Raw genomic sequence first — 26,226 nt, 5'->3', positions numbered from 1 at the left:
TTAACGCAATGCGGCCGCACGGTGGCGCTTCGCGATGTTTCACGTGGAACCAGCTGGGCCACATTTCTCCCATGACCGTCCGACCCGTGGTCAAGCGCACCGCCCGTGCCGTTCTCCTGGACGGCGACGACCTGATTCTGATCAAGCGCACCAAGCCCGGTGTCGATCCCTACTGGGTCACGCCCGGTGGCGGGGTCGAGCCGGAGGACACCACCGTCGTCGACGCCCTGCACCGCGAGGTGGACGAGGAACTCGGCGCCAAGATCACCGATGTGGTGCCCTGCTTCGTGGACACCGTGGAGCACATCGGCGACAGCGGCAGCGCGACCGGTGTGAAGGTGCAGCACTTCTTCGTCTGCCGGCTGGAGTCCATGGACCCGGCCCTGCGGCACGGCCCCGAAGTCGACGAACCCGCCGGCGAGTACGAGATCGTGCGCGTCCCCTTCACCCGTGTCGGGATCGCCTCCGTCCACCTCGTACCGCTGTCGCTGCGGCACTACCTGGACGGCAACATCGAAGGCGTGCGAGCCATGCACGCCCCTGATCTCGGGTGACGGATCAGTCGCCGACGACGACCAGTTCCTCGACCGAGTCGTGCCGGATGCGGTGCGGAGGGATGCCGGCGTCCCGCAGCGCGGTGATCCCGTTGCGGATCATGCCGGGCGGGCCGGAGAGATAGGCGTCGTACTCGATCCACGGGCCGTATCCGCGGATGGCGTCGGGGAGCTGGAGGTGCGCCTGCTGGTCGACGACCGCACGGACCGCGAGCCAGGGGTGGCTCTGCTGGAGCCGGAGCAGGGTGCCGATGTCGTACAGGTCGTGGTCGGTACGGGCGCCGTAGAACACCTCGACCGGGCGTCGCGAGCCGCGTTCGGCGATGTCCTCGACCATCGCCTTGATGGGTGCGATGCCGGTGCCGCCACCCAGGCAGAGCAGTCCGTTGTCCCTGGTGTGGTCGACGGTCATCGAACCATCGGCCGGACCGAGGCGGACGACGTCACCGGGGCGGGCGCGGTGGACCAGCGAGTTGGAGACCCAGCCTGCCGGAACGGCCTTCACATGGAAGGTGAGCAGGCCGTCCGAGCGGGGCGCGGAGGCGAAGGAGTAGTGCCGCCACACCCGGGGCCACCAAGGTGTCTCCAGACTCGCGTACTGGCCGGCGAGGAAGGGGTACGGCTGGTCCGGACGGAGCATGAGCACCGCGACGTCGGCGGTCCTGAGCTCGTGGGCGACGATCTCCGCGTGCCACCACGCCGGGGCGCGCAGTTCGTCCGTGGCCGCCGCGTCGATCATCACCTGGGACATCGTCCTGTACGCCCGTACCCAGGCCGCCTCCGTCTCGCGGTCCCAGATGCCCGTGGCGTACCTGCTCAGCGCACCGATGAGGCACTCTCCGACGGCCGGGTAGTGCTCGGGCCGGGTGCCGTACTTGCGGTGGCCGCGGCCCAGGTTCTGGAGGTACTCGACCAGGACGGGCGTGTTGTCGATGTGCTCGGCCGCGGTGAGCAGCGCCTTCAGCAGTCGGTCCCGCTGGGTGTCCATGGCGGCCGGGAACAGCGAACGCAGTTCGGGGTGGCGGACGAAGAGCAGTGCGTAGAAGTACGAGGTGACCTTGTCGGCGATCGGACCGATCTCGGCCATGGTGCCGCGGATACGGTTCGCGTCCGGGGAGGCGTCCTGCGGCTGCTGTGCGCTGCGCTGTGGCGGGACGCGCTGTTCGAAGGTGCCGGATGCGGGATGCCCGGTCGTGGGGGCGAGGGGGCCGGGCGCCACGTGCTGCCCGACGGGCGGCGCCTGAGCGGGCCCCTGACGGCCCGTCGGCTCCCCCGTGGGCCGTATTCGCTCCCGGGGCTCCGCGGGCACGGCAGGGCGGCCCTGGGGCGTTTCCTGCCAGCCGCCCGGCGCCACGACCGGAGGCTCGGCGGAGTCGAACGCGGGCCCGTCGTGGGGCGTGAACCAGTTGCCCCCGCCGGCCCCGTCGTTGCCCGCCGACGTGGTGGTCGGAGCGTCCATGGTGTGCCCTCGCCTAGAACATCTTGCGGTCGGTCTGCGCACTTCACTCGGAAGGTGCTTGCTTTCCCCCGTTGACGGCTAGCTCTCCCCGGTCAGGCCCCGTGGCCGACACGACCACATTCAACCCGCGATTCTCCCGTGTACGGACAAGTAAGGCGAGAGTGTGACAGGGGCCGCATTCGCTCCCACAGGGAGCGTCCCACCCCGGACGTTAACCGGAGTCGACCCTACCGGCCGTCGCCGCCCACACAAGTCCCCCCTGCCTCCCCCGTGAAACTGGCAACGGGCGAACCATCGGTTCCCTCAATTACCGGGCGCCGCACGCCAATTCATAGGCATCCCACAGATCCCGGCCCGTGTAGGAGAACGTCGCGAGACCGGCGAGATGTCCGTCGGCATTGACCGCCACGGACACCGGAACCGCGCCGAACAAGTCCCGGTCCGACATCGAGTCGCCGTAGGCGACGCAGTCCGCCCGACCGACCCCGAACTGCTCGCACAGGCTGTCCGCGATCACCACCTTGGCAGCGGCAGTGAGCACTCCCGCCGGGTCGACCGGCTCAGCGAACGGCACCGCCGGGAAGCGCGAACCGAAGGCCGCATGTGCTCCCCAGTCCAGCAGACGCTCCACGAAGAACGAGGGTGAGAGCGAGACCACCGCGCAGTAGTCCCCCGATCCCCGGATCTCGGCCCAGACGTCCCGGATACGGGCGAGCCACGGCGCACCGTCGAATGCCGCCTTCACATGTGCTTCGGTCAGCTCGGTCCAGAGGGCATACACCCGCGCCGCGTACTCCGGCGGATCTATCCGGCCTGCCGAGATTGCCCGATCAAGATCCATGGTCTCTGCTTCCAGACCGAGTTGACGGGATATCTCGACGGGTGCAGTGGTGCCGTGCAGCAAAGTGCCGTCGAGATCGAAGAGGTGAAGTCTCGCCATGAGCCAGAGGCTAACGGGCAGCGCACATGACCCCTTGGTGCGGCACCGCGCGGGGGTCATACGGCGATGTTTCACGTGAAACGTCCCGCCCTTGTCCAGGGGCTGAGCCGAGGGCTACGGCATGGCCAAAAGCGCGTGCGTCTGCCCTGAAACGGGTGGACGCCGGGGGTACCGGTCGGCAAGCCTGACCTGCGTGTCAACTCCTTCCGACGCCCATCTGCCCATTCGCCGACTGACGCCACGCGATCTCAGCGCCTGCGCCGACTTGTCCGAGGATCGGGGGTGGCCCCGTGAGGAACACAAGTGGCGCTTGCTCCTCACGGCCGGGACGGGATACGGCATCGACGACCCCGGCGGAGGCCTGGTCGCCGCCTGTGTCGTCACGGAGTACGGCCCGAGGGAACGCCCGCATCTCGGCGCGGTCGGCATGGTCCTGGTCGCCGAACGGCATGCCCGCCAGGGCATCGGGCGTCGGCTGACGCGGCACGTCGTCTCGGCGATGGGCACGACTCCGCTGACCCTCTATGCGACGCCGTACGGCCGTCCGCTCTACGAGGAGCTGGGGTTCAAGGTCACGGGACGTTCGGAGATGCTCCACGGGCCCTTCACGCCGGGCGGGCCCGAGCCGCGGGTGGTGACCCGAGCGGCCACCGCGGAGGACCTCGGTTCCATCCTCCGGCTGGACGAGGAGGTGTTCGGCGCCGACCGCACCCTGCTCATCACTCGGCTGCCCGCGTTCTCGGACCTGCTGCGCGTCGCCGTGGACGACGGCCGGATCGTCGGGTACGCGGCAGCCTGGCCCAACATGGACACGCATGTCGTCGGACCGCTGATCGCCCGTGACACGGAGACGGCGAAGTCCCTGATCGTCTCGCTCGCCGCCCACACCGACCGCCCGCTCCGTACCGACATCGACGTCCGGCACGAGGAACTGCTGGCATGGGCGAAGGCGCGCGGGCTGGCCTCCGTCGCCATGAACTCCGTCATGGTCTACGGCCTCACGGAGTTGCCCGGGGACTGGACACGGCGGTTCGCGCCGCTGACGGTCGCGGCAGGCTGAGAAGCCTTCGGACACGGGGAACGCCGGCCCCCCCTCGGGAGCCGGCGTTCCCCGTCGAGCGAGGTGCCGTCAGGCGAGTGCCTCTACGGCGGCGGAGGCGAAGCCGTGGTCCTGGTCGGGCGCACCGCCGCCGACACCGATCGCCCCGATGAGCCGGCCGTCACGCCGGACGGGGACACCGCCCGCGATGAACAGCAGCGGCCTGTCGAGCGCCGTGGGCAGGGTGTGGAAGAGGCCACCGGGCTGGACTGCGTCGACGAGGTCGGCGGTGGGGGCGTTCAGCTGGAGCGCCGTGTAGGCCTTGCGGGTGCTGGTCTCGCCGGAGATCAGCACGGCGCGGTCGTCCCGCCGGAAGGCCAGCAGATGGCCCCCGGCGTCCAGGACGGTGACGCTGACGGTGACTCCGGCGGCCTCGGCGGCGCGGCCGGCCTCGGCGATCAGGAGCTCGGCGTCCTGGGTGGTGAGCGGGGCGACGGTGGTGGTGCTCATGGTTCTCCTTGGATGGTGCTGACGTGCGGTGAGAAATGCGGGCGGTCAGTGGTGGACCGACGCCCGCCGTCCGGCGGTTGTGCCGCCGGCGACCACCGCGCTCAGGGCGCTGTCGCGGCGCTCGAGCGCGGCCGACAGGAAGGCGAGGACGAGGGCGGCCGCGGCGAGGGCGGCGCCGACCCAGTTGGGGGAGGTGTAGCCGAGGCCGGCGGCGATCACCATGCCGCCGAGCCAGGCGGACAGGGCGTTGCCGAGGTTGAAGGCGCCGATGTTCACGGCCGAGGCCAGGGTGGGAGCGCCGTGTGCCTGGTCCAGCACGCGCTTCTGGAGCGGCGGGACGGTGGCGAAGCCCAGGGCGCCGATCAGGGCGACGGTCACGGCGGCCGCGATCTTGTTGTGCGCGGTGACCGTGAAGAGGGCGAGGACGACGGCCAGGGCACCCAGGGACACGTACAGCATGGGCATCAGGGCGCGGTCGGCGAACTTGCCGCCGACCAGGTTGCCGCCGACCATGCCGAGGCCGAAGAGGACCAGCAGCCAGGTGACGGAGCCGTCGGCGAAACCGGTGACGTGGGTCATCATCGGCGCGATGTAGGTGATGGCCGCGAAGACCCCGCCGAAGCCGAGGACCGTCATCGCCATGGCGAGCAGGACCTGGGTGTTCTTGAAGGCGGCCAGCTCGTGTCGCAGGTGCACGCCCTGCGGCTTGGGCAGCTCGGGGACCAGCTTGGCGATACCGGCCAGGCCGACGACGCCGAGGGCGGCGACGATGCCGAAGGTGACGCGCCAGCCGGCGTGCTGCCCCACGAAGGTGCCCAGCGGAACGCCGATGACATTGGCGACGGTGAGGCCGGTGAACATCATCGCGATGGCCCCTGCCTTCTTGCTCGGGGCGACCAGCTCGGCCGCCACGACCGAGCCGATGCCGAAGAAGGCGCCGTGGGCGAGGGAGGCGACCACCCGGCCGATCAGCATGACGGCGAAGACGGGGGCCACGGCGGTGAGCAGGTTGCCGGCGATGAAGAAGCCCATCAGCAGCATCAGCATCCGCTTGCGGGGAACCCTCGTGCCCAGCACGGTCATCAGCGGGGCGCCGATCACCACACCGAGCGCGTAACCGGTGACGAGCAGGCCGGCGGTCGGGATGGAGACCCCGAAGTCACCCGCGACCTCGGGCAGCAAGCCCATGATCCCGAACTCGGTCGTTCCGATTCCGAAGGCCCCGATCGCGAGGGCCAGAAGCGCGAGAGGCATGGAGGTACGACCTTCCCAGACGATTGCAGGTGCGCTTTGCGTGCGTCCACAATAATTGCAGACGCGGGCTATGTGCAAGCGGGGGATATTGCGGGCCTGCTCTATCCTGGATCCAGCCGCTCCGGGACGGAGGAAAACGCCAATGACAGCGACGGACCCCTCGCTCACCGCCCTCGCCCAGGGCTGGTGCGCCCTCTCCCTGCTCCACGGGAGGATCGAGGCGCACATCGAACGCGCCCTTCAGGCCAAGCACGACCTGAGCGTGCGCGAGTACTCCCTGCTCGACGTGCTCAGCCGGCAGCACGACGGCGAAGGGGGCCATCTGCAGATGAAGCAGGTCGCCGACGCGGTCGTACTCAGCCAGAGCGCCACCACACGGCTGGTCACGCGCCTGGAGGACCGCGGTCTCCTGGAGCGCTATCTCTGCCCGACCGACCGACGCGGCATCTACACCAACGTCACCGAAGCAGGGCTGCGGCTGCTGGAAGAGGCTCGTCCCACCAACGACACGGCACTGCGCGAGGCCCTCGACGAGGCGGCCAGGAATCCGGAACTGGCCCCCCTGGTCCGGGCCGTGGAGTCGCTGCACGTGCCCGCATAGGCTGCGGGTATGGGAGACCTTGACATACGTACCGCAGTCGCCGACGACGTCCCGGCCATCGTCGGCATGCTCGCCGACGACCCGCTGGGCGCCCGGCGGGAGACACCGGACGACCTGGCGCCCTATCTGACCGCCCTGGAACGGCTCAGTGCCGATCCCAACCAGCGGTTGGTCGTCGCCGTCCGCGAGGGTCGCGTCGTCGGCACGCTCCAGCTCACGATCATCCCCGGACTGTCGAGGCGAGGCGCCACCCGGTCGATCATCGAAGGCGTACGTATCCACGCCGACGAGCGCGGCAGCGGGCTGGGCACCCGGTTCATCGAGTGGGCGATCGACGAATCCCGCCGCCAGGACTGCCAGTTGGTCCAGCTGACCTCGGACGCCTCGCGGGTCGACGCCCATCGCTTCTACGAGCGGCTCGGTTTCACCGCCTCGCACACAGGCTTCAAGCTCGACATCTGAACCCCGGCTGCTGAGAGCCGAGCGGAGCATGCGAGCGGGGGTGGTGTTTCACGTGAAACACCACCTTCCTTCTCGTCCGCTAACCGATCCCCCGCCATCCCTCGGGGTCCACGCCACCCGGCACGGGAGCTGTCTCGTCGTACGGCTGACGGGTGAACACGAACGACCCGAGGTCCAGGTGACTCACGGTGCCGTCCGGGCGCCGTACGGGCCGTAGCAGCTCCCCTGCGTAGTAGCCCTCCAGACCGGTCCAGGTGCCGTCGCCGTTGGAGTGGAAACGGGCTCGGCGGCCGGCGCCGGTCAGCGGCCCCAGGGAGACAAGCCCGTCGGCCGCCACCCGCAGGACGAAGGCATGGGTGCCCCAGTACCACGGGCCTGCCAGCTCCAGCACGGACGGCTCGACCTGGGGCAGAGGGCGCCATGGCTCGGGGATGCGCGGCTCGGCCTCCGCGACGATACGGACGAGGTCGGCACCGGTGGCGGACAGCAGTGGGCCGGAGGTGCAGTTCGCCAGCACCACGGCCGCCACGTCGTCGTCCACGCTGATGGTGAGGTTGGCGAGGAAGCCGGGCAGCGAGCCGGAGTGTCCGACGAGCAGCCTCCCGTCACGGCGCTGGATCTGCAGACCGAGGCCGTAGGTGGCGCCGTCCAGTACGTCGGCGGGCTCGGCGGGGGCTGCCGGGGTGCGCATCTCCCGCACCGACTCGGCGCTCAGCACCCGGTCGTCCCCGGCCGCCAGGAACACGGCGAAGCGGGCCAGGTCGCCGGTGGTCGACCAGAGCTGCCCGGCCGGTGCCATCCGGCCGAGGTCCTCCAGCGGCTCCGGGAGCAGGGCGTCGGCCCAGGGGTGCACCGCCCAGCCACCCGCGTGCGGCGCCTGCGGCTGGGCGGTCGTGCGATCGAGGCCCAGAGGCTCGAGGACCTCGAGCCGCAGTACTTCCTGCCAGGGGGCATCTCGGAGTTCCTCGACCAGCGCACCGAGCAGGGTGTAACCGGGGTTGGAGTAGTGGTGGCGGCGGCCGACGGGATGCAGGAAGGGCTGCTCACCGAGGACGTCGTTGAGCTCCGGCCGTAGCGAGCCCGGGGTGCGCTCCCACCAGGGTGCCGGGGACTCGGCCGCCAACCCACCGGTGTGCGCGAGGAGTTCGGCGATGGTCGCCTCCCCCGCGCCGGTGCCCGGCAGATGCTTCTCCAACGGGTCGCCGAGGTCGAGCAGCCCCTCGTCACGCAGCCTGAGCACCAGAAGGGCCGTGAACGTCTTGGTGATCGAGCCGATCCGGTACTGCACGTTCTCGTCCGGCCCATGCCCGTCCACCGAGGTCCGCGCCCCGTGCCAGACGGCCCGCCCGCCTCGCACGACCGCCGCCACCAGTGACGGCGCCCGGCCTTCGGACTGAGCCACGGCGATCCGATGCAGCAGCGCCCGCCGGGTGGCGGGGAGCAGCTCTTCCTGGAATGTCGTCATGCGCCCAGTCCACCCGGTGGGCGGACCGGCGTCGAGTCCATTTCGCCGGCACGGATCAAGTCGGTGCCGTCCCGGCTCGGATCAGGTCTGCGCCATGTCCACGAAACGGGAGTAGTGACCCTGGAAGGCCACGGTGATCGTCGCCGTCGGGCCGTTTCGGTGCTTGCCGACGATGATGTCCGCCTCGCCCGCGCGCGGCGACTCCTTCTCGTAGGCGTCCTCGCGGTGGAGCAGGATGACCATGTCGGCATCCTGCTCGATGGAGCCGGACTCACGCAGGTCGGACACCATGGGCTTCTTGTCCGTACGCTGCTCGGGACCACGGTTGAGCTGCGACAGCGCGATCACCGGGACCTCCAGCTCCTTCGCCAGCAGCTTGAGGTTTCGCGACATGTCCGACACCTCCTGCTGGCGGCTCTCGGAGCGCTTGCCGCCGGACTGCATCAGCTGGAGATAGTCGATGATCACGAGCTTGATGTCGTTGCGCTGCTTGAGACGACGGCACTTGGCGCGGATCTCCATCATCGACAGGTTCGGGGAGTCGTCGATGTAGAGCGGCGCGGCCGAGACGTCCGGCATCCGGCGGGCCAGCCGGGTCCAGTCCTCGTCGGTCATCGTGCCGGACCGCATGTGGTGCAGGGCGACCCGGGCCTCGGCGGACAGCAGACGCATCGCGATCTCGTTGCGGCCCATTTCGAGGGAGAAGATGACGCTGGGCAGGTTGTTCTTGATCGACGCGGCCCGCGCGAAGTCCAGGGCGAGGGTCGACTTGCCCATGGCGGGACGGGCGGCGATGACGATCATCTGGCCGGGGTGCAGGCCGTTGGTGAGCGAGTCCAGGTCGGTGAAGCCGGTGGGGACGCCGGTCATCTCGCCGGTGCGGGAGCCGATCGCCTCGATCTCGTCGAGGGCGCCCTCCATGATGTCGCCGAGCGGCAGATAGTCCTCGCTGGTCCGCTGCTCGGTGACGGCGTAGATCTCGGCCTGGGCGCTGTTGACGATCTCGTCGATGTCGCCGTCGGCCGCGTATCCCATCTGCGTGATGCGGGTGCCGGCCTCGACCAGGCGGCGCAGTACCGCCCGCTCGTGGACGATCTCCGCGTAGTACTCGGCGTTCGCCGCCGTCGGCACCGTCTGGACGAGGGTGTGCAGATAGGAGGCGCCGCCGACCTTGTTGATCTCGCCGCGTCTGGTGAGCTCGGCGGCGATGGTGATGGGGTCGGCCGGCTCGCCCTTCGCATAGACGTCGAGGATCGCCTGGTAGATCGTTTCGTGTGCGGGCTTGTAGAAGTCGTGGCCCTTGAGGACTTCGACGACGTCGGCGATGGCGTCCTTGGAGAGCAGCATGCCGCCGAGCACGGACTGCTCGGCGTCCAGGTCCTGCGGGGGAACCCGCTCGAAGGTGGTGCCCCCGCCGTCCCAGTCCCCGCTCTCCCGGCCCCGGTCGTGCCGGTCGTCCCGGCCGCGACCGCCCTCGTCACGTCGACGGGAGGCGGGCAGACGATCACCCGGACCGGCGTCGGCCCACGGATCGTCCAAGGGCTCGGAAATGCTCACCGAGCCACCTCCTCCCGTCCGCACCGCGGACCTCACCGTGCCCTCTTTTCTACGGCACGGCACTGACAACTAGGACGCCCCATTCCGGTTCTGGACGCGTCGGTTTTGTGAGGTTTCCGAGGCCGTGACAAGGAGCGGGTGCCGGACCACGGTAGGCCCGCGGGCACCGTCAGCCAATCTGGTTATCCACAGGCCATGTGGACGACCGCCCGTATGCTGTGGAGAACCCGCCAAAACCTGTGCACGACACGGTGGACAGCCCTGTGAACAAGCCCTCGATCCCTGTCCACAACCGCCTCCGAGCTGCGGTTTCCCCATCCACCGGCTGTGCAGAAGAAAAACTTTCCCAGTCGGACCAAGATCGCTTCGAACAACGCGCGACGGCGCGGACCACGCAACCATCGGTAAGGGTCACTACTTATTTGCATCACTTACCTGTGGACGATTAGATTAGCGCCCATGTCACAGGCTCCCGCGATCCCCAAGGCCACCCGCCGGGGGCACGACCGAGAGATCGTCGCACTGGCCGTGCCGGCCTTCGGCGCACTCGTCGCCGAGCCCCTTTTCGTCATGGCCGACAGCGCGATCGTGGGCCATCTCGGCACCGCGCAACTCGCCGGTCTCGGCATCGCCTCGGCCCTCCTCACCACCGCCGTGAGCGTCTTCGTCTTCCTCGCCTACGCCACCACGTCGGCCGTCGCCCGCCGGGTCGGCGCAGGCGATCTCCAGGCGGCCGTCCGCCAGGGCATGGACGGCATCTGGCTGGCACTGCTGCTCGGTGCCGCGGTCATCGCGGTCGTCCTGCCCTTCGCCCCCGGCATCGTGGGCGTATTCGGCGCCTCGACCACCGCCGCTCCCTACGCGACCACCTACCTGAGGATCTCCTCCCTCGGCATCCCGGCCATGCTGGTCGTCCTCGCCGCCACGGGCGTCCTGCGCGGCCTCCAGGACACCCGAACGCCGCTGTACGTCGCTGTGGCGGGGTTCATCGCCAACGCCGGGCTCAACGCGGCGCTTGTGTACGGTGCCGGACTCGGCATCGCCGGCTCCGCCTGGGGCACGGTCATCGCTCAGTGCGGGATGGCGGCGGTCTACCTGGTCGTCGTCGTGCGCGGCGCTCGCAGGCACGGGGCGTCGCTGCGCCCCGACGCCGCCGGGATACGGGCCTCCGCGCAAGCCGGCGTACCCCTGCTGGTCCGAACGCTCTCACTGCGGGCCATCCTCATGATCGCCACCGCCGTGGCGGCCCGGCTGGGAGATGCCGACATCGCCGCCCACCAGATCGTGCTGTCCCTGTGGAGCCTGCTGGCCTTCGCCCTGGACGCGATCGCGATCGCCGGGCAGTCGGTCATCGGCCGCTATCTCGGGGCGGGTGACGCCGTCGGCGCCCGCGAAGCCTGCCGGCGCATGGTGCAGTGGGGCATCGCCACCGGAGTGATCCTGGGCCTGCTCGTGATCGCCGCCCGGCCGCTCTTCCTCCCATTGTTCACCGGCGACCCCACCGTGAAGAACACCGCACTGCCCGCGCTGCTCATCGTGGCGCTCTCGCAGCCCGTCTCCGGCGTGGTCTTCGTCCTCGACGGCGTGCTGATGGGTGCCGGAGACGGGCCGTATCTCGCCGGGGCCATGGTCCTCACCCTCGCGGTCTTCACGCCGGTGGCGCTGCTCATCCCTGCCCTCGGCGGCGGGCTCACGGCGCTCTGGGGAGCCATGACGCTGATGATGACCGTACGGATGCTGACCCTCTGGCTGCGCGCCCGCTCCGGCCGGTGGATCGTGACCGGCGCGACGCGCTGACCGGTGACCACTGTCGGCGGTTTCACGTGAAACATCGCGGGCTGCCACGTTTCACGTGAAACACCCGCGGTTCCACGCCATCGCCGACCGAGAGACCGACCAAGACCGCCGAGGCAGCGGCAAGACAAAGGGGCCGCACCCTTCACGGGTACGGCCCCTTTCAGCTACTGCTCAAGCCGAGCGCAGCGTCAGCCCGCGACAACCTCGATGTTGACCTTGGCGGCAACCTCGGGGTGCAGACGCACGGACGTCTCGTGGGCGCCCAGCGTCTTGATCGCCGAACCGACCTCGATGCGACGCTTGTCGACCTCGGGGCCACCGGCAGCCTTGATCGCCGAAGCGATGTCGGCCTGGGTGACGGAACCGAAGAGGCGGCCGGCGTCGCCGGCACGGACGGCCAGACGGACCTTGACGCCCTCGAGCTGGGCCTTCACCTGGTTGGCCTGCTCGATGGTCTGGATCTCGTGGATCTTGCGAGCACGACGGATCTGCTCGACGTCCTTCTCGCCACCCTTGGTCCAGCGGATCGCGAACTTCCGCGGGATCAGGTAGTTGCGTGCGTAGCCGTCCTTGACGTCGACGACGTCGCCGGCGGCGCCGAGGCCAGAGACCTCGTGGGTCAGGATGATCTTCATGAGTCGGTCACCCTTTCCTTAGCGCGCAGTGGAGGTGTAGGGCAGCAGCGCCATCTCACGGCTGTTCTTGACGGCCGTGGCGACGTCACGCTGGTGCTGCGTGCAGTTGCCGGTCACGCGGCGGGCACGGATCTTGCCGCGGTCGGAAATGAACTTCCGCAGCATGTTCGTGTCCTTGTAGTCCACGTACGTGACCTTGTCCTTGCAGAAAGCGCAGACCTTCTTCTTAGGCTTGCGCACAGGCGGCTTCGCCATGGTGTTTCTCCTGTGTGATCAAGAAGTGGGGATGCGAGCCCTTGTCCCTTAGAAGGGGGGCTCGTCCGAGTAGCCGCCACCGCCGCCGGAGCCGGAGCCGGAGCCGCCGCCCCAGCCGCCGCCACCGCTCTGGTTGCCGCCACTGGCGGGAGCGCTGGAAGCCCAGGGGTCGTCGTTGGGGGCACCGCCCTGGTTGCCGCCACCGGGGCCACCGCCCCAGCCGCCGCCACCCTGGCCGCCACCGCCGCCGTAACCGCCCTGTCCACCGCGGCCGCCACCACCTGCGGTCTTGGTGACCTTGGCCGTGGCGCTCCGCAGGCTGGCGCCGACTTCCTCGACGTCCAGCTCGTAGACCGTGCGCTTGACACCCTCACGGTCCTCGTAGGACCGCTGCTTCAGCCGGCCCTGCACGATGACGCGCATGCCTCGCTGGAGCGACTCCGCGACGTTCTCCGCCGCCTGACGCCAGACCGAGCAGGTCAGGAACAGGCTCTCGCCGTCCTTCCACTCGTTCGTCTGCCGGTCGAAGGTGCGGGGAGTGGACGCGACACGGAACTTCGCGACCGCCGCACCGGAGGGGGTGAAGCGCAGCTCGGGGTCGTCGACAAGATTGCCGACGACCGTGATGACGGTCTCGCCTGCCATGGGGGAACCTCTCGGCGGGTTTGCTGCTGGCTGCTTGTGCTGCTACTCGAAATCCCGAGATCGGCTGAGCGGAGAGCTCAGTGGGTCTCGGGGCGGAGGACCTTGGTCCGGAGGACCGACTCGTTCAGGTTCATCTGGCGGTCGAGCTCCTTGACGACCGCAGGCTCGGCCTGCAGGTCGATGACCGAGTAGATGCCCTCGGGCTTCTTCTTGATCTCGTACGAGAGACGACGACGGCCCCAGGTGTCGACCTTCTCGACCTTTCCGTTGCCCTCACGGACGACGGAGAGGAAGTTCTCGATCAGGGGGGAGACAGCGCGCTCCTCCAGATCGGGGTCGAGGATGACCATCACCTCGTAGTGACGCATGTGGAACCCACCTCCTTTGGACTCAGCGGCCACGGTCGTTCCGTGGCAGGAGGGTTGTGATGCGTGCGCAACGGTAGCGGCCGCCACTGACATTCGGGGGTTCCCGCTGGGATCCCGGTCAGGGCGTGGGCAGACACCGGTGCAGACGGTACAGAGTACCCGCACACCCGCTTCCGGTTGAAATCCGGCCGCCGGGACCCTCAATCTGTACACATCGGGTGTGTACGGCGCTACGATGCGCCGCCTTCCGCAGGAGGTGCCCTATGGCACAGGCATTGCGACCCAACACCGCCGGATCCCTGTTCGCCACCGACGGCAAGACCCATCCGCTCCAGGACTCGCTGATGGCAGCGACGCTGGCGCTCGGGCTGATCGCGTTCATCACGTCCTTCTTCCCCAGCCTGCACCTGCTCAGCTCCTGGACCGGCCTGATCGGTCTCTTCACCGGTCTGTACGGGCAGTGGATCTCGATCACCACGCGCGAGCGCTTCGGTCTGATCCTGGGTCTCGGTGCCTCGGGCATCGGCTTCTTCATCGGCATGGCGAACGGCGGCCTTTTCGGCTGAGTCCGGCACCCCCAGACCACCGCGGAACGCCCCGGCGGGACAGGAGCCGGGGCGTAGGTGGCGTACGCCCAGTCAGGCTGTGGGCAAGGCGCAGTAGGCTTCGGCGCGAGAGCCGGAGCCCCTGTACCCATGGGGACACACCAGCCCGAGGAGCGCCCCGACATGAGCCTGACCCTGAGGACCATCAGCCGCGAACAGCATCTGGCGTACATCCAGAGCCTGCCGGCGGCTAGCCACATGCAGGTCCCGGCCTGGGCCGATGTCAAGGCGGAGTGGCGTTCGGAGAACCTCGGCTGGTTCGACGAGCGCACCGGCGAGATGGTCGGTGCGGGCCTGGTGCTGTACCGCCAGCTGCCCAAGATCAAGCGCTACCTCGCGTATCTCCCCGAGGGCCCCGTCATCAACTGGTTCGCGCCGAACCTCGACGAGTGGCTCCAGCCGATGCTGGCCCACCTCAAGCAGCAGGGCGCGTTCTCGGTGAAGATGGGTCCGCCGGTGATCATCCGGCGCTGGGAGTCCAACTCCATCAAGCAGGGCATCCAGAACCCGGACGTGAAGCGGCTGCGCGACATCGAGGCCGACTTCATCGAGCCGCGTGCCTTCGAGGTGGCCGACAAGCTGCGCCGGATGGGCTGGCAGCAGGGCGAGGACGGCGGCGCCGGCTTCGGCGACGTGCAGCCCCGCTACGTCTTCCAGGTGCCGCTGGCGAACCGTTCGCTGGAAGAGGTCCACAGGAACTTCAACCAGCTGTGGCGGCGCAACATCAAGAAGGCCGAGAAGGCCGGCGTCGAGGTCGTCCAGGGCGGTTACCAGGACCTGGCGGAGTGGCAGCGGCTGTACGAGATCACGGCCGTGCGCGACCACTTCCGGCCGCGCCCGCTGTCGTACTTCCAGCGCATGTGGACGGCCCTCAACACCGAGGACCCCAACCGGATGCGGCTGTACTTCGCCCGGCACAACGGGGTCAACCTGTCCGCGGCGACCATGCTGATCGTCGGCGGGCACGTCTGGTACTCCTACGGCGCCTCCGACAACATCGGCCGCGAGGTGCGGCCCTCGAACGCCATGCAGTGGCGGATGCTGCGCGACGCCTACGCGCTCGGCGCCACCGTCTACGACCTGCGCGGCATCTCCGACTCGCTGGACGAGACGGACCACCTCTTCGGGCTGATCCAGTTCAAGGTGGGCACCGGGGGACAGGCCGCCGAATACCTCGGCGAATGGGACTTCCCGCTGAACAAGCTGCTCCACAAGGCGCTCGACATCTACATGTCGCGCCGCTGACGTCACGCTCCGTGCTTCTATAGCCCTGACACATCGCAGTCCTCTGGCACTCCCCAGCCACCCAGAAAGGTTCCAGGTCCGGCCATGGCGCTCACGCTCTACGTCGACACCGCGCGCTGGCGGGCGCACCACAAGCACGTGCAGGAGCAGTTCCCGGGTCTGGTCCCGGTCTGCAAGGGCAACGGCTACGGTTTCGGGCATGAGCGCCTGGCAGAAGAGGCCACGCGGCTCGGCTCGGACATCCTCGCCGTCGGCACGACGTACGAGGCCGCGCGGATCAAGGACTGGTTCGGCGGTGACCTGCTGGTCCTGACCCCGTACCGGCGCGGCGAGGAGCCGGTGCCGCTGCCCGACCGGGTCATCCGCTCGGTGTCGTCCATCGACGGCGTGTACGGCCTGGTGGGTGCCCGGGTGGTCATCGAGGTGATGTCCACGATGAAGCGCCACGGCATCAGCGAGCAGGACCTGCCGCAGTTGCACTCGGCCATAGAGAACGTCCGCCTGGAGGGCTTCGCCATCCACCTGCCGCTGGACCGCACCGACGGCTCTGACGCCGTCGAGGAGGTCATCGGCTGGATGGACCGGCTGCGCGCGGCACGGCTGCCGCTGCACACGATGTTCGTCAGCCACCTCAAGGCCGACGAACTCGCCCGGCTGCAGCAGCAGTTCCCGCAGACCCGGTTCCGGGCCCGGATCGGCACCCGGCTGTGGCTGGGGGACCATGACGCCACCGAGTACCGCGGGGCGGTTCTGGACGTCACCCGCGTCACCAAGGGCGACCGGTTCGGCTACCGGCAGCAGAAGGCGGCCTCGGACGGCTTCCTCGTGGTCGTGGCGGGCGGTACGTCGCACGGGGTGGGTCTGGAGGCCCCCAAGGCCCTGCACGGCGTCATGCCGCGCGCCAAGGGCGTCGCGCGGGCCGGCCTGGCCACGGTGAACCGGAACCTTTCTCCGTTCGTCTGGGGCGGCAAGCAGCGCTGGTTCGCGGAGCCGCCGCACATGCAGGTGTCGATTCTGTTCGTGCCCTCGGACGCCCCGGAGCCGAAGGTCGGCGAGGAACTGGTGGCCCATCTGCGGCACACCACCACCCAGTTCGACCGGATCGTCGACCGCTGACCGGCCAAAGGGTGGAGAAGCGCACCGCCTGACGTTCGCAGGACAGGGAAAAGGGCCGCACACGGACTCCGTGTGCGGCCCTTTTCCCGTTCAGGACCTGGGGTGTTCGCTCAGAGCGAACCATCCTCGGATGATCGGCTTCCCCATTCCACCTGAGGCCCCTCGAAGTGGACGGCATGGCGCGGGGGATGGGCCGCGGCGCCGAGCACGAAGACGTCCTCCGCGCCGTCCAGCACCCCGCCGGAGGGATCGTCGTCCCCGGTGCGGCGCACCACGTCCCGCTCGGGCATGAGGATGTCGCGGACGACCATGCCGCACAGGTAGAGCGTGCCCAGCAGGTGCACCGCGATGGCCCAGTGGTAGCCGTCGGTCGGCAGGCCCTTGTGGGCGTCTCCGCTGGTCGTGTACGCGAGGTACATCCAGATCCCCAGGAAGTACGCCACCTCGCACGCCTGCCAGATCAGGAAGTCCCGCCACTTGGGCCGGGCGAGGACGGCCAGCGGCACGAGCCACAGCACGTACTGCGGCGAGTAGACCTTGTTGGTGAGGATGAAGGCCGCCACCACCAGGAAGGCCAGCTGGGCGAAGCGCGGCCGGCGCGGGGCCGTGAGGGCCAGGGCGGCGATGCCCACGAAGCAGAGCAGCACCAGGACCGTGGCCGCGGTGTTCACGAAGCCGGTGCTGGGCGGGGTGGTCGTGTTCTGCGCCCAGATCAGCCAGAAGGAACCGAAGTCGACGCCCCGCTCCTGGCTGAACGTGTAGAACTTCGACCAGCCGTCGAAGGCGAAGATCATCACCGGCAGGTTCACGACGAGCCAGGCGGCCACCGCACCGCCCGTGGCGACGAAGAACTCCCGCCATTTGCCCGCGCGCCAGCACAGCAGGAACAGCGGCCCCAGCAGGAACACCGGATACAGCTTGGCGGCCGTGGCAAGCCCCAGGAGGACGCCGAAGGCGAGGGGACGGCTCCGGGACCACATCAGCATCGCCGCGGCCGTCAGAGCGACCGCCAGGAGGTCCCAGTTGATGGTGGCGGTCAGGGCGAAGGCGGGTGCCAGGGCGACCAGCAGGCCGTCCCAGGGGCGCCGGCGGTGCGTACGGACCACGCACACCGCGATGACCGCGGCGCACAGCATCAGCATCCCGGCGTTGACGAACCAGTACACCTGCTCCTGGAGCATGATGCTGCCGCTGCCGGGCGTGAGCCATGCGGCCACCTCCATGAACACACCGGTCAGCACCGGGTATTCGAGGTAGTCCATGTCGCCCGGGAGCTTGTCGAAGTACGGCACCAGACCGTCGGCGAAACCGCGCCCCTGGTAGAGGTGCGGAATGTCCGAGTAGCAGGCGTGGGTGTACTGGGAGCTCGCGCCGAAGAACCAGCCGCTGTCGTAGCAGGGCAGCTTCTGCACCATGCCGAGGGCGAACATCCCGACCGCCACGATGACGACCACCCGTAGCGGCGTCCACCACGACGTGCCGAGCAGGGCACGCCGCCCGATGGGACCGCCGATCAGCTCACTCCCGGCCGCGGCGACCTCGTCTTCCCTGGTCGGCCGCACCGGCTCCGGCTCACGCACGCCCGCGGGCGTCGTCTCTGCACTGGGCATGGGGCCCATCCTGCCGTACCTCTCTAGGAATACGCCGAGGGCCGCCGCACCTCGCCGGGTGCGGCGGCCCATGTTTCACGTGAAACAGACTTCGGCAGGCGAAATGGTCACCAGCCGGTCAGACCGGGCGGCTAGCCGGTTGATCCACCGAAGAGGTTTCCTCCGCCGTTGGCATTGCCTCTGGTGGTGCCTTCGCCGGTCGTCTCGGTAGCGGACGGCGAGGACGTCGTCCCCGACGTGCTGCCGCCGGTGTTGCCGCCGTCGGTCGAGCAGTTCCAGGAGAACTGGCAGGTCTCCGTCACCGTGGGCGACGGGGAGGTGGCCGTCTCGCTGGGCGTCGCGCTCGGCGTCTCGGTGGGCGTCTCGCTCGGCGTGATGCTGATGGTCGGTGTCGGGGAAGGAGCCCCCGCCTCGTCGGCGATGTCACCGATCTTGGTCGCCTCCGGGAAGCCCAGGTCGTTCTTGCCCTTCAGCGCGGCCGTCATGTACTCGGTCCACACCGAGGTCGGGATGTCACCACCGTGAATGGACTCCACGCCGGCGGTGCCGTTCATGGAGAGCAGTTCGGCGTCCTTCGGGTTCTCGCGGAACATCGCCACCGACGTGGCCAGCTGCTGGGTGTAGCCGACGAACCAGGCCGACTTGTTGCTGTCGGTGGTACCGGTCTTGCCCGCCGCCGTACGGCCCAGAGCCTTGGCGTTGGTACCCGTACCGTTCTGGATGACGTTCTCCAGCGTGTCCGTCACGTTGTTCGCGATGTCCTCGGGCATCGCCGTCGTGGCCTTCGGCTTGCCGAAGCCCTGCAGGTCCTGACCGTCCTGCTTGACCTCGGTCACCGAGTACGGGTCCGTGTGCTTGCCGGACGCGGCGAAGGTCGCGTAGGCGTCGGCCATGCGGATCGCGCTCGGGGTGGACGTACCGATGGCGAACGACGGGTTCAGGTCCTGCGACATGCTGTCGGGCAGGATTCCGGACGCCTTCGCCACATCCCGCACCTTCGTCATACCGACGTCCACGCCGAGTTGCACGAACGGCGTGTTGATCGACTGCTCCATCGCCTTGCGCAGGGTGATGTAGCCCCAGGCGTGGTCGCTCTCGTTCCTCTGGTGGAAGACCGAGCCGTCCTTGTTGAGGACAAAGGAGCCGTCGTTGTTCCTGACCTTGAGGTTGTCGTTGCCGTTGTACTTGCTCAGCGGCGACACCCCGACCCCGTCGGTCTTGTACGTCCCGTACTCCATGGCCGCGGCCAACACGAACGGCTTCCACGTCGAACCCACGGGGACACCCGAGGTGTCGGCGTTGTTGGTGAAGTGGTTGTTCTCGTAGCCGGCACCGCCGTACAGGGCGACGATCGCACCGTCGTTGGGCACCACCGACGCGGCACCGAACTGGACGTACTTGTCCTTCTCACGGTTCTTCGGGTCCAGACGTGCCTTCTGGACCTTCTGCACGGCCGCCGTCAGCGCGTTGACCTTGTCCTTCTGGAAGGTCGTGTAGATCTGGAAGCCGCCCTGGTCGAACTGTGCCTCCGTGATGTTGGAGTGCGCGAGGACGTACTTCTTGGCCGTATCGGCGAGATAGCTGATCTGCCCGGTCATGCCCTTGACCGCCTTGCGGCCCTGGGGCATCGGGTACTTCTTGATGGCCGTCTGGTACTGGACGTCGGTGAGGTGCTGGTCCTTGTGCATCTCTTCGAGGATCCAGGCCCAGCGGTCGTGCGAGCGCTTGTAGTTGGCATCCCTGGATGCCGCTGGGTCGATGTCCGTGTTGCCCGCGGGGTCGTAGTACGTCGCGCCCTTGAGGAGGGCCGCCAGGACCCCGCACTGGCTCGGGCTGAGGTCCTTCGCGTCCACCCCGTAGTAGGTCTGGGCGGCGGCCTGGATGCCGTACGCGCCACGACCGAAGTACGAGGTGTTCAGGTAGCCCTGGAGGATCTCCGGCTTGGTGAACTTGGTGCCCACCTTGATGGAGATGAACATCTCCTTGAACTTGCGGGTGAGCGTCTGGTCCTGGCTGAGGTAGGTGTTCTTGACGAACTGCTGGGTGATCGTCGAACCACCCTGCGTCTCACCGCCCTGCGCCATGTTGACGAGAGCGCGGGCGATGCCCTTGAAGTCGACGCCCGGGTCCGAGTAGAAGCTCTTGTTCTCCGCCGAGATCACCGCGTACTGCATCGCCTCGGGGATCTGGTCGATGGTGACGTTCTGCCGGTTGATGCCGGTGCCCGTCGCGACCATCTGCTTGCCGTCGGCCCAGTAATAGACGTTGTTCTGGGACTTGGCCGCCTGGTTCTCGTCCGGGACGCCGACCATGGCATATCCGACGCCGACCAGAGCGACCAGACTGCCGAAGAAGGTGATGCACAACCCGGAGACGAGCTTCCAGGAGGGGACCCAGCGGCGCCAGCCGAATCTGTTCGCCCGGGGGTAGTCGATCAGGCGCTTCTTGCCGGGCGCCGTCGACGCCCGGCCTCTGCCACGTCCGGGCCCGGCAGGACCACCGGGACCGCGACCTCCGTTGTCGGCCGCTCTGCGGCGACTGTTTCCCGTACTTCTCTGCGCCGCGCGGCGTGCCTCGGCACGGCCACTGTACGGACGCTCCTCGCCTCCCGAGCCCGAGTCCGACCCATAGGAACTGGACCCATAGGAGTCGGAAAGAGACCCGGTGGCGCCTCGCGGTGCCGCACGGCGGCCGGAGGACGGTCCGGACTGGCCGCGTCGGGCCGCGGCACGTCCGCCTCCCTGCGGCGGCGGCGGTTTGCGACGGTGCTCGCTCATCGAACGATTACTCCTCGGGCAGGCGCACCCGTGGGCGCCTGGAACGGCGGCTGATTTCCGGTCCCCCCGACATACGGATGTGGTCGGTCCTGCATTCACCCGTACGGCACCGAGGACATCGACGCCCCCCAGGCGTCACTTGGTTCCCGGTGGTGTGCATGCCGCACAGACTACGCACCACCAAAACCCACCGAGCCCCGAAGTTCACCCCAAATCAGGCAAGTTGCCTCCAACGAATCGGTGATGTGATCCCGTTCACCGTCGTTCCTCTTGTCGCACGGGGAAAGCCGATCTATCGTCGGGATGTATCGAGTCGATACATCAGAGCGAGATAAGCGAGCCGTGGACCAGAGGAGGCGACCATGAGCCGGCGCTCCGGCATCCTTGAGTTCGCCGTCCTCGGCCTGCTCCGCGAGTCCCCCATGCACGGCTATGAGCTGCGGAAACGGCTCAACACCTCACTCGGCGTCTTCCGTGCGTTCAGCTACGGAACCCTTTACCCCTGCCTCAAGACGCTGGTCGCCAACGGCTGGTTGATCGAGGAGCCGGGGAGCACCGCCGAGGACGCTCTCGCCGCGCCCCTCGCCGGCCGCCGCGCCAAGATCGTCTACCGGTTGACGGCCGAAGGTAAGGAGCATTTCGAGGAGCTCCTGTCCCAGACCGGCCCCGACGCGTACGAGGACGAGCACTTCGCGGCGCGGTTCGCCTTCTTCGGGCAGACCTCCCGTGATGTGCGGATGCGCGTACTGGAGGGCCGCCGCAGCCGGCTGGAGGAGCGCCTGGAGAAGATGCGCGCCTCGCTGGCACGCACCCGGGAGCGTCTCGACGACTACACGCTTGAGCTCCAGCGCCACGGGATGGAGTCCGTGGAGCGCGAAGTGCGCTGGCTGAACGAGCTCATCGAGAGCGAGCGGGCGGGGCGGGACCTGAAGGGTTCCGCCTCCGAGGGGTCCGCTCAGCAGAACACCACCAATGGAGCGCCGGGCGCCCTGCCCCGGTCCGGAGATTCCCTCCGGCCGGATGCGTCCGACGACACCGCCACGTGAGACCCGTTCAGGGCCTCACTCGTACACACAGGGAGCAACCGGAATGGGTTCGGTTCGCGTAGCCGTCGTCGGCGTGGGCAACTGCGCCGCATCGCTGGTGCAGGGCGTCGAGTACTACAAGGACGCCGACCCGGCGTCCAAGGTCCCCGGCCTGATGCACGTGCAGTTCGGTGACTACCACGTCAAGGACGTGGAGTTCGTCGCCGCGTTCGACGTGGACGCCAAGAAGGTCGGCCTCGACCTGGCGGACGCCATCGGCGCCTCCGAGAACAACACCATCAAGATCTGCGACGTGCCCCACACCGGTGTCACCGTCCAGCGCGGTCACACCCTCGACGGTCTCGGCAAGTACTACCGCCAGACCATCGAGGAGTCCGAGGCCGAGCCGGTCGACGTCGTCCAGATCCTCAAGGACAAGCAGGTCGACGTCCTCGTCTGCTACCTGCCCGTCGGTTCCGAGGACGCGGCGAAGTTCTACGCCCAGTGCGCCATCGACGCCAAGGTCGCCTTCGTCAACGCCCTCCCGGTCTTCATCGCCGGCACCAAGGAATGGGCGGACAAGTTCACCGAGGCCGGCGTGCCGATCGTCGGTGACGACATCAAGTCGCAGGTCGGCGCCACCATCACGCACCGCGTCATGGCGAAGCTGTTCGAGGACCGGGGCGTCATCCTGGACCGCACCATGCAGCTGAACGTCGGCGGCAACATGGACTTCAAGAACATGCTCGAGCGTGAGCGCCTGGAGTCCAAGAAGATCTCCAAGACGCAGGCCGTCACCTCCCAGATCCCCGACCGGGACCTCGGCGAGAAGAACGTGCACATCGGCCCCTCCGACTACGTCGCCTGGCTCGACGACCGCAAGTGGGCTTACGTCCGTCTGGAGGGCCGCGCCTTCGGTGACGTCCCGCTGAACCTGGAGTACAAGCTCGAGGTCTGGGACTCCCCGAACTCCGCCGGTGTCATCATCGACGCCCTGCGCGCCGCGAAGATCGCCAAGGACCGCGGTATCGGCGGCCCGATCCTCTCCGCGTCGAGCTACTTCATGAAGTCCCCGCCGGTCCAGTACTTCGACGACGAGGCCCGCGAGAACGTCGAGAAGTTCATCCGCGGCGACGTCGAGCGCTGATCCGGAACATCGCCGGGCGCTGAAGCTCCACGGCTCAAGCTCGCAAAAATCGCTCCTGCCAGGGCTCCGAGGGTCCCCGGGTCATCCGATCCGGGGACCCTTCTCCTGCGTACGGCCCCATATGTGAGGCTGTGCCCCATGCCCGTCCTCCGCGACCTGCGTGTCCTGCTGCGCCTGCGGAACTTCCGCCGTCTCCTCGTCATACGCCTGCTCTCCCAGGGGGCCGACGGCGTCTACCAGGTCGCCCTGGCCGCCTACGTCGTCTTCTCCCCGGAGAAGCAGACCTCACCGGCCGCGATCGCCTCGGCCATGGCCGTCCTGCTCCTCCCGTACTCCCTCGTGGGCCCCTTCGCCGGCGTCCTGCTGGACCGCTGGCGCCGCCGCCAGATCTTCCTCTACGGCAATCTGCTGCGCGCGCTGCTGGCCGCGGCCACCGGCGTCCTCATGGTGAGCCATGTGCCCGACTGGCTCTTCTACGCCTCCGCCCTGTGTGTCACGGCCGTCAACCGCTTCGTCCTCTCCGGTCTGTCCGCCGCACTGCCACGGGTCGTCGACACCGACCGGCTGGTGCTCGCCAACTCCCTCTCCCCGACCGCCGGCACCCTCGCCGCGACCGCCGGCGGCGGCCTCGCCTTCGCCATACGGCTGGTGGCCTCGGATTCCGATGCCGCGGTGGTGCTGCTGGGCGCCACGCTGTACCTGGGCGCGGCCCTCGCCTCTCTGACCATGGCTCCCGATCTCCTCGGCCCGGACCGGCATCCAGCCCAGCCGAGCCTGGGAACGGCCGTGATCACCACCGCCCGCGACCTGCTGGAGGCGGTGCGGCATCTCGCCGCACCGCGACGCCGTGAGGCGGCCTGGGCACTGGTCAGCATGACGGCGATGCGCTTCTGCTACGGCGCGCTGCTCGTCCTGGTGCTGATGCTGTGCCGGTACGCGCTCTCCTCCGACCCGGACGACGGACTCGGGTTGCTGGGACTGGCCCTGGGCATCTCCGGCGCCGGTTTCTTCGCAGCCGCCGTGGTGACGCCATGGACCGCGGCGCGGCTCGGCCCCGGCCGCTGGATCGCCGTGTGCGCCGTGGCCGCCGCCGTGCTGGAGCCCGCCCTCGGCCTCCCGTTCACGACCGCCCCCATGCTCGTCTCCGTCTTCGTCCTCGGACTCATCACCCAGGGCGCGAAGATCGCCACGGACACCCTCGTGCAGTCGTCCGTCGACGACGCCTTCCGCGGCCGGATCTTCTCCGTCTACGACGTGCTCTTCAACGTCGCCTTTGTCGGGGCCGCCGCTGTCGCCGCGCTGATGCTCCCGCCGGACGGCCGCTCCGCGACCCTCGTCATCACGGTCGCCCTCGTCTACGCAACGGTTGCTGCGGTCATGGTCCGCTTCGAGTCGACCGCCGACCACAGCAGGATCAGGCAACCCCGCAGCGGGCAGTGATGAGGGGCGATGTTTCACGTGAAACATCGCCCCTCATTGCGTCACAGCGAAGTCATGTTTCACGTGAAACATCGCCCCGCCATGCGTGTTCACTCTTGCTCGGCCCACCACTCCTTGAGCGCGGTCACCGCGGCGTCGTGCCCCATTGGCCCGTTCTCCAGGCGAAGCTCCAGCATGTGCTTGTAGGCCTTGCCGACCTCCGGGCCGGGGCGGATACCCAGGATCTCCATGATCTGGTTGCCGTCGAGGTCCGGGCGGATCGCGTCGAGCTCCTCCTTCTCCTGGAGTTCGGCGATGCGCTGCTCCAAGCCGTCGTAGGCGCGGGACAGCGCCGCAGCTCTCCGCTTGTTGCGGGTGGTGCAGTCGGACCGGGTGAGCTTGTGCAGACGGTCCAGGAGCGGGCCCGCGTCGCGGACGTAACGGCGGACCGCCGAGTCCGTCCACTCCCCGGTGCCGTAGCCGTGGAAGCGCAGATGAAGTTCGACCAGCTGCGAGACGTCCTTCACCAGTTCATTGGAGTACTTCAACGCCGTCATGCGCTTCTTGGTCATCTTCGCTCCGACCACCTCATGGTGGTGGAACGAGACCCGGCCGTCGTCCTCGAAGCGGCGGGTGCGCGGCTTGCCGATGTCGTGCAGCAGGGCGGCGAGCCGGAGGGTGAGGTCGGGACCGTTGTCCTCCAGCGCCATGGCCTGTTCCAGGACGATCAGCGTGTGGTCGTAGACGTCCTTGTGCCGGTGGTGCTCGTCGCTCTCCAGGCGCAGGGCGGGCAGCTCGGGCAGGACATGGTCGGCGAGTCCGGTGTCGACGAGCAGGGTCAGCCCCTTGCGGGGGTGGGCCGAGAGGATCAGCTTGTTCAGCTCGTCCCGGACCCGCTCGGCCGAGACGATCTCCAGACGGCCGGCCATGTCCTTCATCGCCGCGACGACCTCGGGGGCCACCTCGAAGTCGAGCTGCGCGGCGAAGCGGGCGGCCCGCATCATCCGCAGCGGGTCGTCCGAGAAAGAGTCCTCGGGCGCCCCCGGGGTCCGCAGCACACGCAGTGCGAGGTCTTCGAGACCGCCGCGAGGGTCGATGAACTCCTTCTCCGGCAGCGCCACCGCCATCGCGTTGACCGAGAAGTCGCGGCGGACGAGGTCCTCCTCGATGGAGTCCCCGTACGACACCTCGGGCTTGCGCGAGGTGCGGTCGTAGGCCTCGGAGCGGTAGGTGGTGACCTCGATCTGATAGCCCTGCTTCTGGGCGCCAACCGTGCCGAAGGCGATCCCGACCTCCCAGACGGCGTCCGCCCAGGGGCGGACGATCTTCAGTACGTCCTCGGGGCGGGCGTCGGTCGTGAAGTCCAGATCGTTGCCGAGCCGGCCCAGCAGCGCGTCCCGCACCGAGCCGCCGACCAGGGCAAGGGAGAACCCGGCCTCCTGGAATCGGCGGGCAAGGTCGTCGGCGACGGGCGCCACCCGCAGCAGTTCGCTCACCGCGCGCTGCTGCGCCTGGCTCAGGACAGTCGGAGTGTCTTCATTGGCGTTCGGCACAACAGAACAGGGTACGTGCCCCAGACGGTCCGAAGCGCCTCCATATTCCGGCAGCGCCCCATGTAAAGCGCTCCTGTGGAGGGGGTGGGACATCTCACTCCGTAACCGCACAAGCGCTGTGTTCGCCGCTTAACAGAGTCTCCCGACGATACTGGATATAGGGGACGGGCTGATCCTCTTTCCCGATC

Annotated in this window: 24 protein-coding genes; 11 read left to right on the top strand and 13 right to left on the bottom strand. The window is 68.5% G+C overall.

The genetic code is table 11. The features are described 5' to 3' along the window. Positions 1-71 precede the first annotated feature (71 nt). On the top strand, positions 72-554 hold the full coding sequence (locus ACFY0P_RS10590; protein WP_294011603.1) for an NUDIX domain-containing protein: 483 nt from the start codon (positions 72-74) through the stop codon (positions 552-554). 4 nt (positions 555-558) lie between these two features. Here ACFY0P_RS10590 and ACFY0P_RS10585 read toward each other — a convergent pair whose 3' ends face one another. Continuing rightward, positions 559-2,013: a globin domain-containing protein gene (locus tag ACFY0P_RS10585; RefSeq protein WP_388909535.1), complete on the bottom strand. Its 1,455-nt coding sequence runs from the start codon at positions 2,011-2,013 to the stop codon at positions 559-561. A gap of 307 nt (positions 2,014-2,320) precedes the next feature. Continuing rightward, the gene (locus tag ACFY0P_RS10580) at positions 2,321-2,953 is read right to left on the bottom strand and encodes an HAD family hydrolase (protein WP_388909532.1); all 633 of its coding nucleotides are present in this window, start codon (positions 2,951-2,953) and stop codon (positions 2,321-2,323) included. Between the two features lie 193 nt (positions 2,954-3,146). On the opposite strand from ACFY0P_RS10580, the gene ACFY0P_RS10575 reads away from it, so the two are divergent. Then, positions 3,147-4,013, top strand: a complete 867-nt coding sequence (locus tag ACFY0P_RS10575) for a GNAT family N-acetyltransferase (protein WP_388909529.1) — start codon at positions 3,147-3,149, stop codon at positions 4,011-4,013. Between the two features lie 69 nt (positions 4,014-4,082). Here the strand turns inward: ACFY0P_RS10575 and ACFY0P_RS10570 are convergent, their stop codons facing one another. Both ACFY0P_RS10570 and ACFY0P_RS10565 read right to left on the bottom strand, forming a co-directional pair. After that, entirely contained in the window at positions 4,083-4,502 is a 420-nt protein-coding gene (locus ACFY0P_RS10570; RefSeq protein WP_388909526.1) for a heme-binding protein, read from the bottom strand. A gap of 45 nt (positions 4,503-4,547) precedes the next feature. Next, complete coding sequence (locus ACFY0P_RS10565; RefSeq protein WP_388909523.1) at positions 4,548-5,756, bottom strand: MFS transporter; 1,209 nt, start codon at positions 5,754-5,756, stop codon at positions 4,548-4,550. A 142-nt stretch (positions 5,757-5,898) separates the two neighbouring features. Here ACFY0P_RS10565 and ACFY0P_RS10560 point away from each other — a divergent pair, with 142 nt between their 5' ends. Together ACFY0P_RS10560 and ACFY0P_RS10555 are read left to right on the top strand one after the other, a co-directional pair. Next, positions 5,899-6,357, top strand: a complete 459-nt coding sequence (locus ACFY0P_RS10560; RefSeq protein WP_388909520.1) for a MarR family winged helix-turn-helix transcriptional regulator — start codon at positions 5,899-5,901, stop codon at positions 6,355-6,357. Between the two features lie 9 nt (positions 6,358-6,366). After that, positions 6,367-6,819, top strand: a complete 453-nt coding sequence (locus ACFY0P_RS10555) for a GNAT family N-acetyltransferase (protein ID WP_388909517.1) — start codon at positions 6,367-6,369, stop codon at positions 6,817-6,819. A 79-nt stretch (positions 6,820-6,898) separates the two neighbouring features. Here the strand turns inward: ACFY0P_RS10555 and ACFY0P_RS10550 are convergent, their stop codons facing one another. Together ACFY0P_RS10550 and dnaB are read right to left on the bottom strand one after the other, a co-directional pair. After that, positions 6,899-8,284, bottom strand: a complete 1,386-nt coding sequence (locus ACFY0P_RS10550; protein WP_388909514.1) for a serine hydrolase domain-containing protein — start codon at positions 8,282-8,284, stop codon at positions 6,899-6,901. 81 nt (positions 8,285-8,365) lie between these two features. Further along, entirely contained in the window at positions 8,366-9,841 is a 1,476-nt protein-coding gene (dnaB, locus tag ACFY0P_RS10545; RefSeq protein WP_388909511.1) for a replicative DNA helicase, read from the bottom strand. 459 nt (positions 9,842-10,300) lie between these two features. Between dnaB and ACFY0P_RS10540 the strand changes: the two genes are divergently transcribed. Beyond that, entirely contained in the window at positions 10,301-11,638 is a 1,338-nt protein-coding gene (locus tag ACFY0P_RS10540; RefSeq protein ID WP_388909508.1) for an MATE family efflux transporter, read from the top strand. Positions 11,639-11,826: 188 nt separating this feature from the next. Here ACFY0P_RS10540 and rplI read toward each other — a convergent pair whose 3' ends face one another. From rplI to rpsF, 4 genes are all read right to left on the bottom strand, one after another. Then, positions 11,827-12,273: a 50S ribosomal protein L9 gene (gene rplI, locus ACFY0P_RS10535; protein WP_093500876.1), complete on the bottom strand. Its 447-nt coding sequence runs from the start codon at positions 12,271-12,273 to the stop codon at positions 11,827-11,829. Positions 12,274-12,291: 18 nt separating this feature from the next. After that, on the bottom strand, positions 12,292-12,528 hold the full coding sequence (gene rpsR, locus ACFY0P_RS10530; RefSeq protein ID WP_003949403.1) for a 30S ribosomal protein S18: 237 nt from the start codon (positions 12,526-12,528) through the stop codon (positions 12,292-12,294). Between the two features lie 48 nt (positions 12,529-12,576). Next, positions 12,577-13,173 carry a single-stranded DNA-binding protein gene (locus tag ACFY0P_RS10525; RefSeq protein ID WP_388909505.1) on the bottom strand — a complete coding sequence of 199 codons (597 nt, stop codon included), beginning with the start codon at positions 13,171-13,173 and terminating at the stop codon, positions 12,577-12,579. Between the two features lie 77 nt (positions 13,174-13,250). Beyond that, positions 13,251-13,541 (bottom strand): 30S ribosomal protein S6, encoded by a 291-nt coding sequence (gene rpsF, locus ACFY0P_RS10520; RefSeq protein WP_006604399.1) that lies wholly within the window; start codon positions 13,539-13,541, stop codon positions 13,251-13,253. Between the two features lie 263 nt (positions 13,542-13,804). Between rpsF and ACFY0P_RS10515 the strand changes: the two genes are divergently transcribed. The 3 genes from ACFY0P_RS10515 (at position 13,805) to ACFY0P_RS10505 (ending at position 16,507) form a co-directional block, all read left to right on the top strand. Beyond that, complete coding sequence (locus ACFY0P_RS10515; RefSeq protein ID WP_388909502.1) at positions 13,805-14,107, top strand: hypothetical protein; 303 nt, start codon at positions 13,805-13,807, stop codon at positions 14,105-14,107. Between the two features lie 162 nt (positions 14,108-14,269). Continuing rightward, a complete protein-coding gene (gene femX / locus ACFY0P_RS10510; protein WP_351491794.1) occupies positions 14,270-15,391 on the top strand; it encodes a peptidoglycan bridge formation glycyltransferase FemX in 1,122 nt (373 codons plus the stop codon). Between the two features lie 84 nt (positions 15,392-15,475). Next, on the top strand, positions 15,476-16,507 hold the full coding sequence (locus ACFY0P_RS10505) for an alanine racemase (RefSeq protein WP_388909499.1): 1,032 nt from the start codon (positions 15,476-15,478) through the stop codon (positions 16,505-16,507). 110 nt (positions 16,508-16,617) lie between these two features. Here the strand turns inward: ACFY0P_RS10505 and ACFY0P_RS10500 are convergent, their stop codons facing one another. Then, entirely contained in the window at positions 16,618-18,117 is a 1,500-nt protein-coding gene (locus ACFY0P_RS10500) for a glycosyltransferase family 87 protein (protein WP_388909496.1), read from the bottom strand. A gap of 131 nt (positions 18,118-18,248) precedes the next feature. Beyond that, positions 18,249-20,894: a transglycosylase domain-containing protein gene (locus ACFY0P_RS10495; protein ID WP_388909493.1), complete on the bottom strand. Its 2,646-nt coding sequence runs from the start codon at positions 20,892-20,894 to the stop codon at positions 18,249-18,251. Between the two features lie 362 nt (positions 20,895-21,256). On the opposite strand from ACFY0P_RS10495, the gene ACFY0P_RS10490 reads away from it, so the two are divergent. The 3 genes from ACFY0P_RS10490 (at position 21,257) to ACFY0P_RS10480 (ending at position 24,506) form a co-directional block, all read left to right on the top strand. Next, positions 21,257-21,940 (top strand): PadR family transcriptional regulator, encoded by a 684-nt coding sequence (locus ACFY0P_RS10490; RefSeq protein ID WP_388909490.1) that lies wholly within the window; start codon positions 21,257-21,259, stop codon positions 21,938-21,940. Positions 21,941-21,983: 43 nt separating this feature from the next. Beyond that, on the top strand, positions 21,984-23,066 hold the full coding sequence (locus ACFY0P_RS10485) for an inositol-3-phosphate synthase (protein WP_388909487.1): 1,083 nt from the start codon (positions 21,984-21,986) through the stop codon (positions 23,064-23,066). Between the two features lie 138 nt (positions 23,067-23,204). Then, positions 23,205-24,506, top strand: a complete 1,302-nt coding sequence (locus ACFY0P_RS10480; RefSeq protein WP_388909484.1) for an MFS transporter — start codon at positions 23,205-23,207, stop codon at positions 24,504-24,506. A gap of 89 nt (positions 24,507-24,595) precedes the next feature. On the opposite strand, the gene ACFY0P_RS10475 is transcribed toward ACFY0P_RS10480, so the two are convergent. Beyond that, positions 24,596-26,038, bottom strand: a complete 1,443-nt coding sequence (locus tag ACFY0P_RS10475; RefSeq protein ID WP_388909481.1) for a CCA tRNA nucleotidyltransferase — start codon at positions 26,036-26,038, stop codon at positions 24,596-24,598. Positions 26,039-26,226 lie beyond the last annotated feature (188 nt).

The sequence above is a fragment of the Streptomyces sp. NPDC001714 genome, assembly GCF_042892755.1.
Taxonomy (GTDB): Bacteria; Actinomycetota; Actinomycetes; order Streptomycetales; family Streptomycetaceae; genus Streptomyces.
The sequence above is the reverse complement of the archived record's forward strand: the minus strand, read 5'-3'. Positions and strand labels throughout refer to the sequence as shown.

What these genes read in the sequence shown, in the direction of transcription:
- ACFY0P_RS10515 (WP_388909502.1), top strand. Translation starts at nt 13,805, where the DNA reads ATGGCACAGGCATTGCGACCCAACACCGCCGGATCCCTGTTCGCCACC.
- ACFY0P_RS10590 (WP_294011603.1), top strand. Translation starts at nt 72, where the DNA reads ATGACCGTCCGACCCGTGGTCAAGCGCACCGCCCGTGCCGTTCTCCTG.
- femX (WP_351491794.1), top strand. Translation starts at nt 14,270, where the DNA reads ATGAGCCTGACCCTGAGGACCATCAGCCGCGAACAGCATCTGGCGTAC.
- ACFY0P_RS10495 (WP_388909493.1), bottom strand. Translation starts at nt 20,894, where the DNA reads ATGAGCGAGCACCGTCGCAAACCGCCGCCGCCGCAGGGAGGCGGACGT.
- ACFY0P_RS10580 (WP_388909532.1), bottom strand. Translation starts at nt 2,953, where the DNA reads ATGGCGAGACTTCACCTCTTCGATCTCGACGGCACTTTGCTGCACGGC.
- ACFY0P_RS10525 (WP_388909505.1), bottom strand. Translation starts at nt 13,173, where the DNA reads ATGGCAGGCGAGACCGTCATCACGGTCGTCGGCAATCTTGTCGACGAC.
- rpsR (WP_003949403.1), bottom strand. Translation starts at nt 12,528, where the DNA reads ATGGCGAAGCCGCCTGTGCGCAAGCCTAAGAAGAAGGTCTGCGCTTTC.
- ACFY0P_RS10485 (WP_388909487.1), top strand. Translation starts at nt 21,984, where the DNA reads ATGGGTTCGGTTCGCGTAGCCGTCGTCGGCGTGGGCAACTGCGCCGCA.
- ACFY0P_RS10555 (WP_388909517.1), top strand. Translation starts at nt 6,367, where the DNA reads ATGGGAGACCTTGACATACGTACCGCAGTCGCCGACGACGTCCCGGCC.
- ACFY0P_RS10570 (WP_388909526.1), bottom strand. Translation starts at nt 4,502, where the DNA reads ATGAGCACCACCACCGTCGCCCCGCTCACCACCCAGGACGCCGAGCTC.
- ACFY0P_RS10585 (WP_388909535.1), bottom strand. Translation starts at nt 2,013, where the DNA reads ATGGACGCTCCGACCACCACGTCGGCGGGCAACGACGGGGCCGGCGGG.
- ACFY0P_RS10565 (WP_388909523.1), bottom strand. Translation starts at nt 5,756, where the DNA reads ATGCCTCTCGCGCTTCTGGCCCTCGCGATCGGGGCCTTCGGAATCGGA.
- ACFY0P_RS10560 (WP_388909520.1), top strand. Translation starts at nt 5,899, where the DNA reads ATGACAGCGACGGACCCCTCGCTCACCGCCCTCGCCCAGGGCTGGTGC.
- rpsF (WP_006604399.1), bottom strand. Translation starts at nt 13,541, where the DNA reads ATGCGTCACTACGAGGTGATGGTCATCCTCGACCCCGATCTGGAGGAG.
- ACFY0P_RS10505 (WP_388909499.1), top strand. Translation starts at nt 15,476, where the DNA reads ATGGCGCTCACGCTCTACGTCGACACCGCGCGCTGGCGGGCGCACCAC.
- ACFY0P_RS10500 (WP_388909496.1), bottom strand. Translation starts at nt 18,117, where the DNA reads ATGCCCAGTGCAGAGACGACGCCCGCGGGCGTGCGTGAGCCGGAGCCG.
- ACFY0P_RS10550 (WP_388909514.1), bottom strand. Translation starts at nt 8,284, where the DNA reads ATGACGACATTCCAGGAAGAGCTGCTCCCCGCCACCCGGCGGGCGCTG.
- rplI (WP_093500876.1), bottom strand. Translation starts at nt 12,273, where the DNA reads ATGAAGATCATCCTGACCCACGAGGTCTCTGGCCTCGGCGCCGCCGGC.
- ACFY0P_RS10490 (WP_388909490.1), top strand. Translation starts at nt 21,257, where the DNA reads ATGAGCCGGCGCTCCGGCATCCTTGAGTTCGCCGTCCTCGGCCTGCTC.
- ACFY0P_RS10540 (WP_388909508.1), top strand. Translation starts at nt 10,301, where the DNA reads ATGTCACAGGCTCCCGCGATCCCCAAGGCCACCCGCCGGGGGCACGAC.
- ACFY0P_RS10480 (WP_388909484.1), top strand. Translation starts at nt 23,205, where the DNA reads ATGCCCGTCCTCCGCGACCTGCGTGTCCTGCTGCGCCTGCGGAACTTC.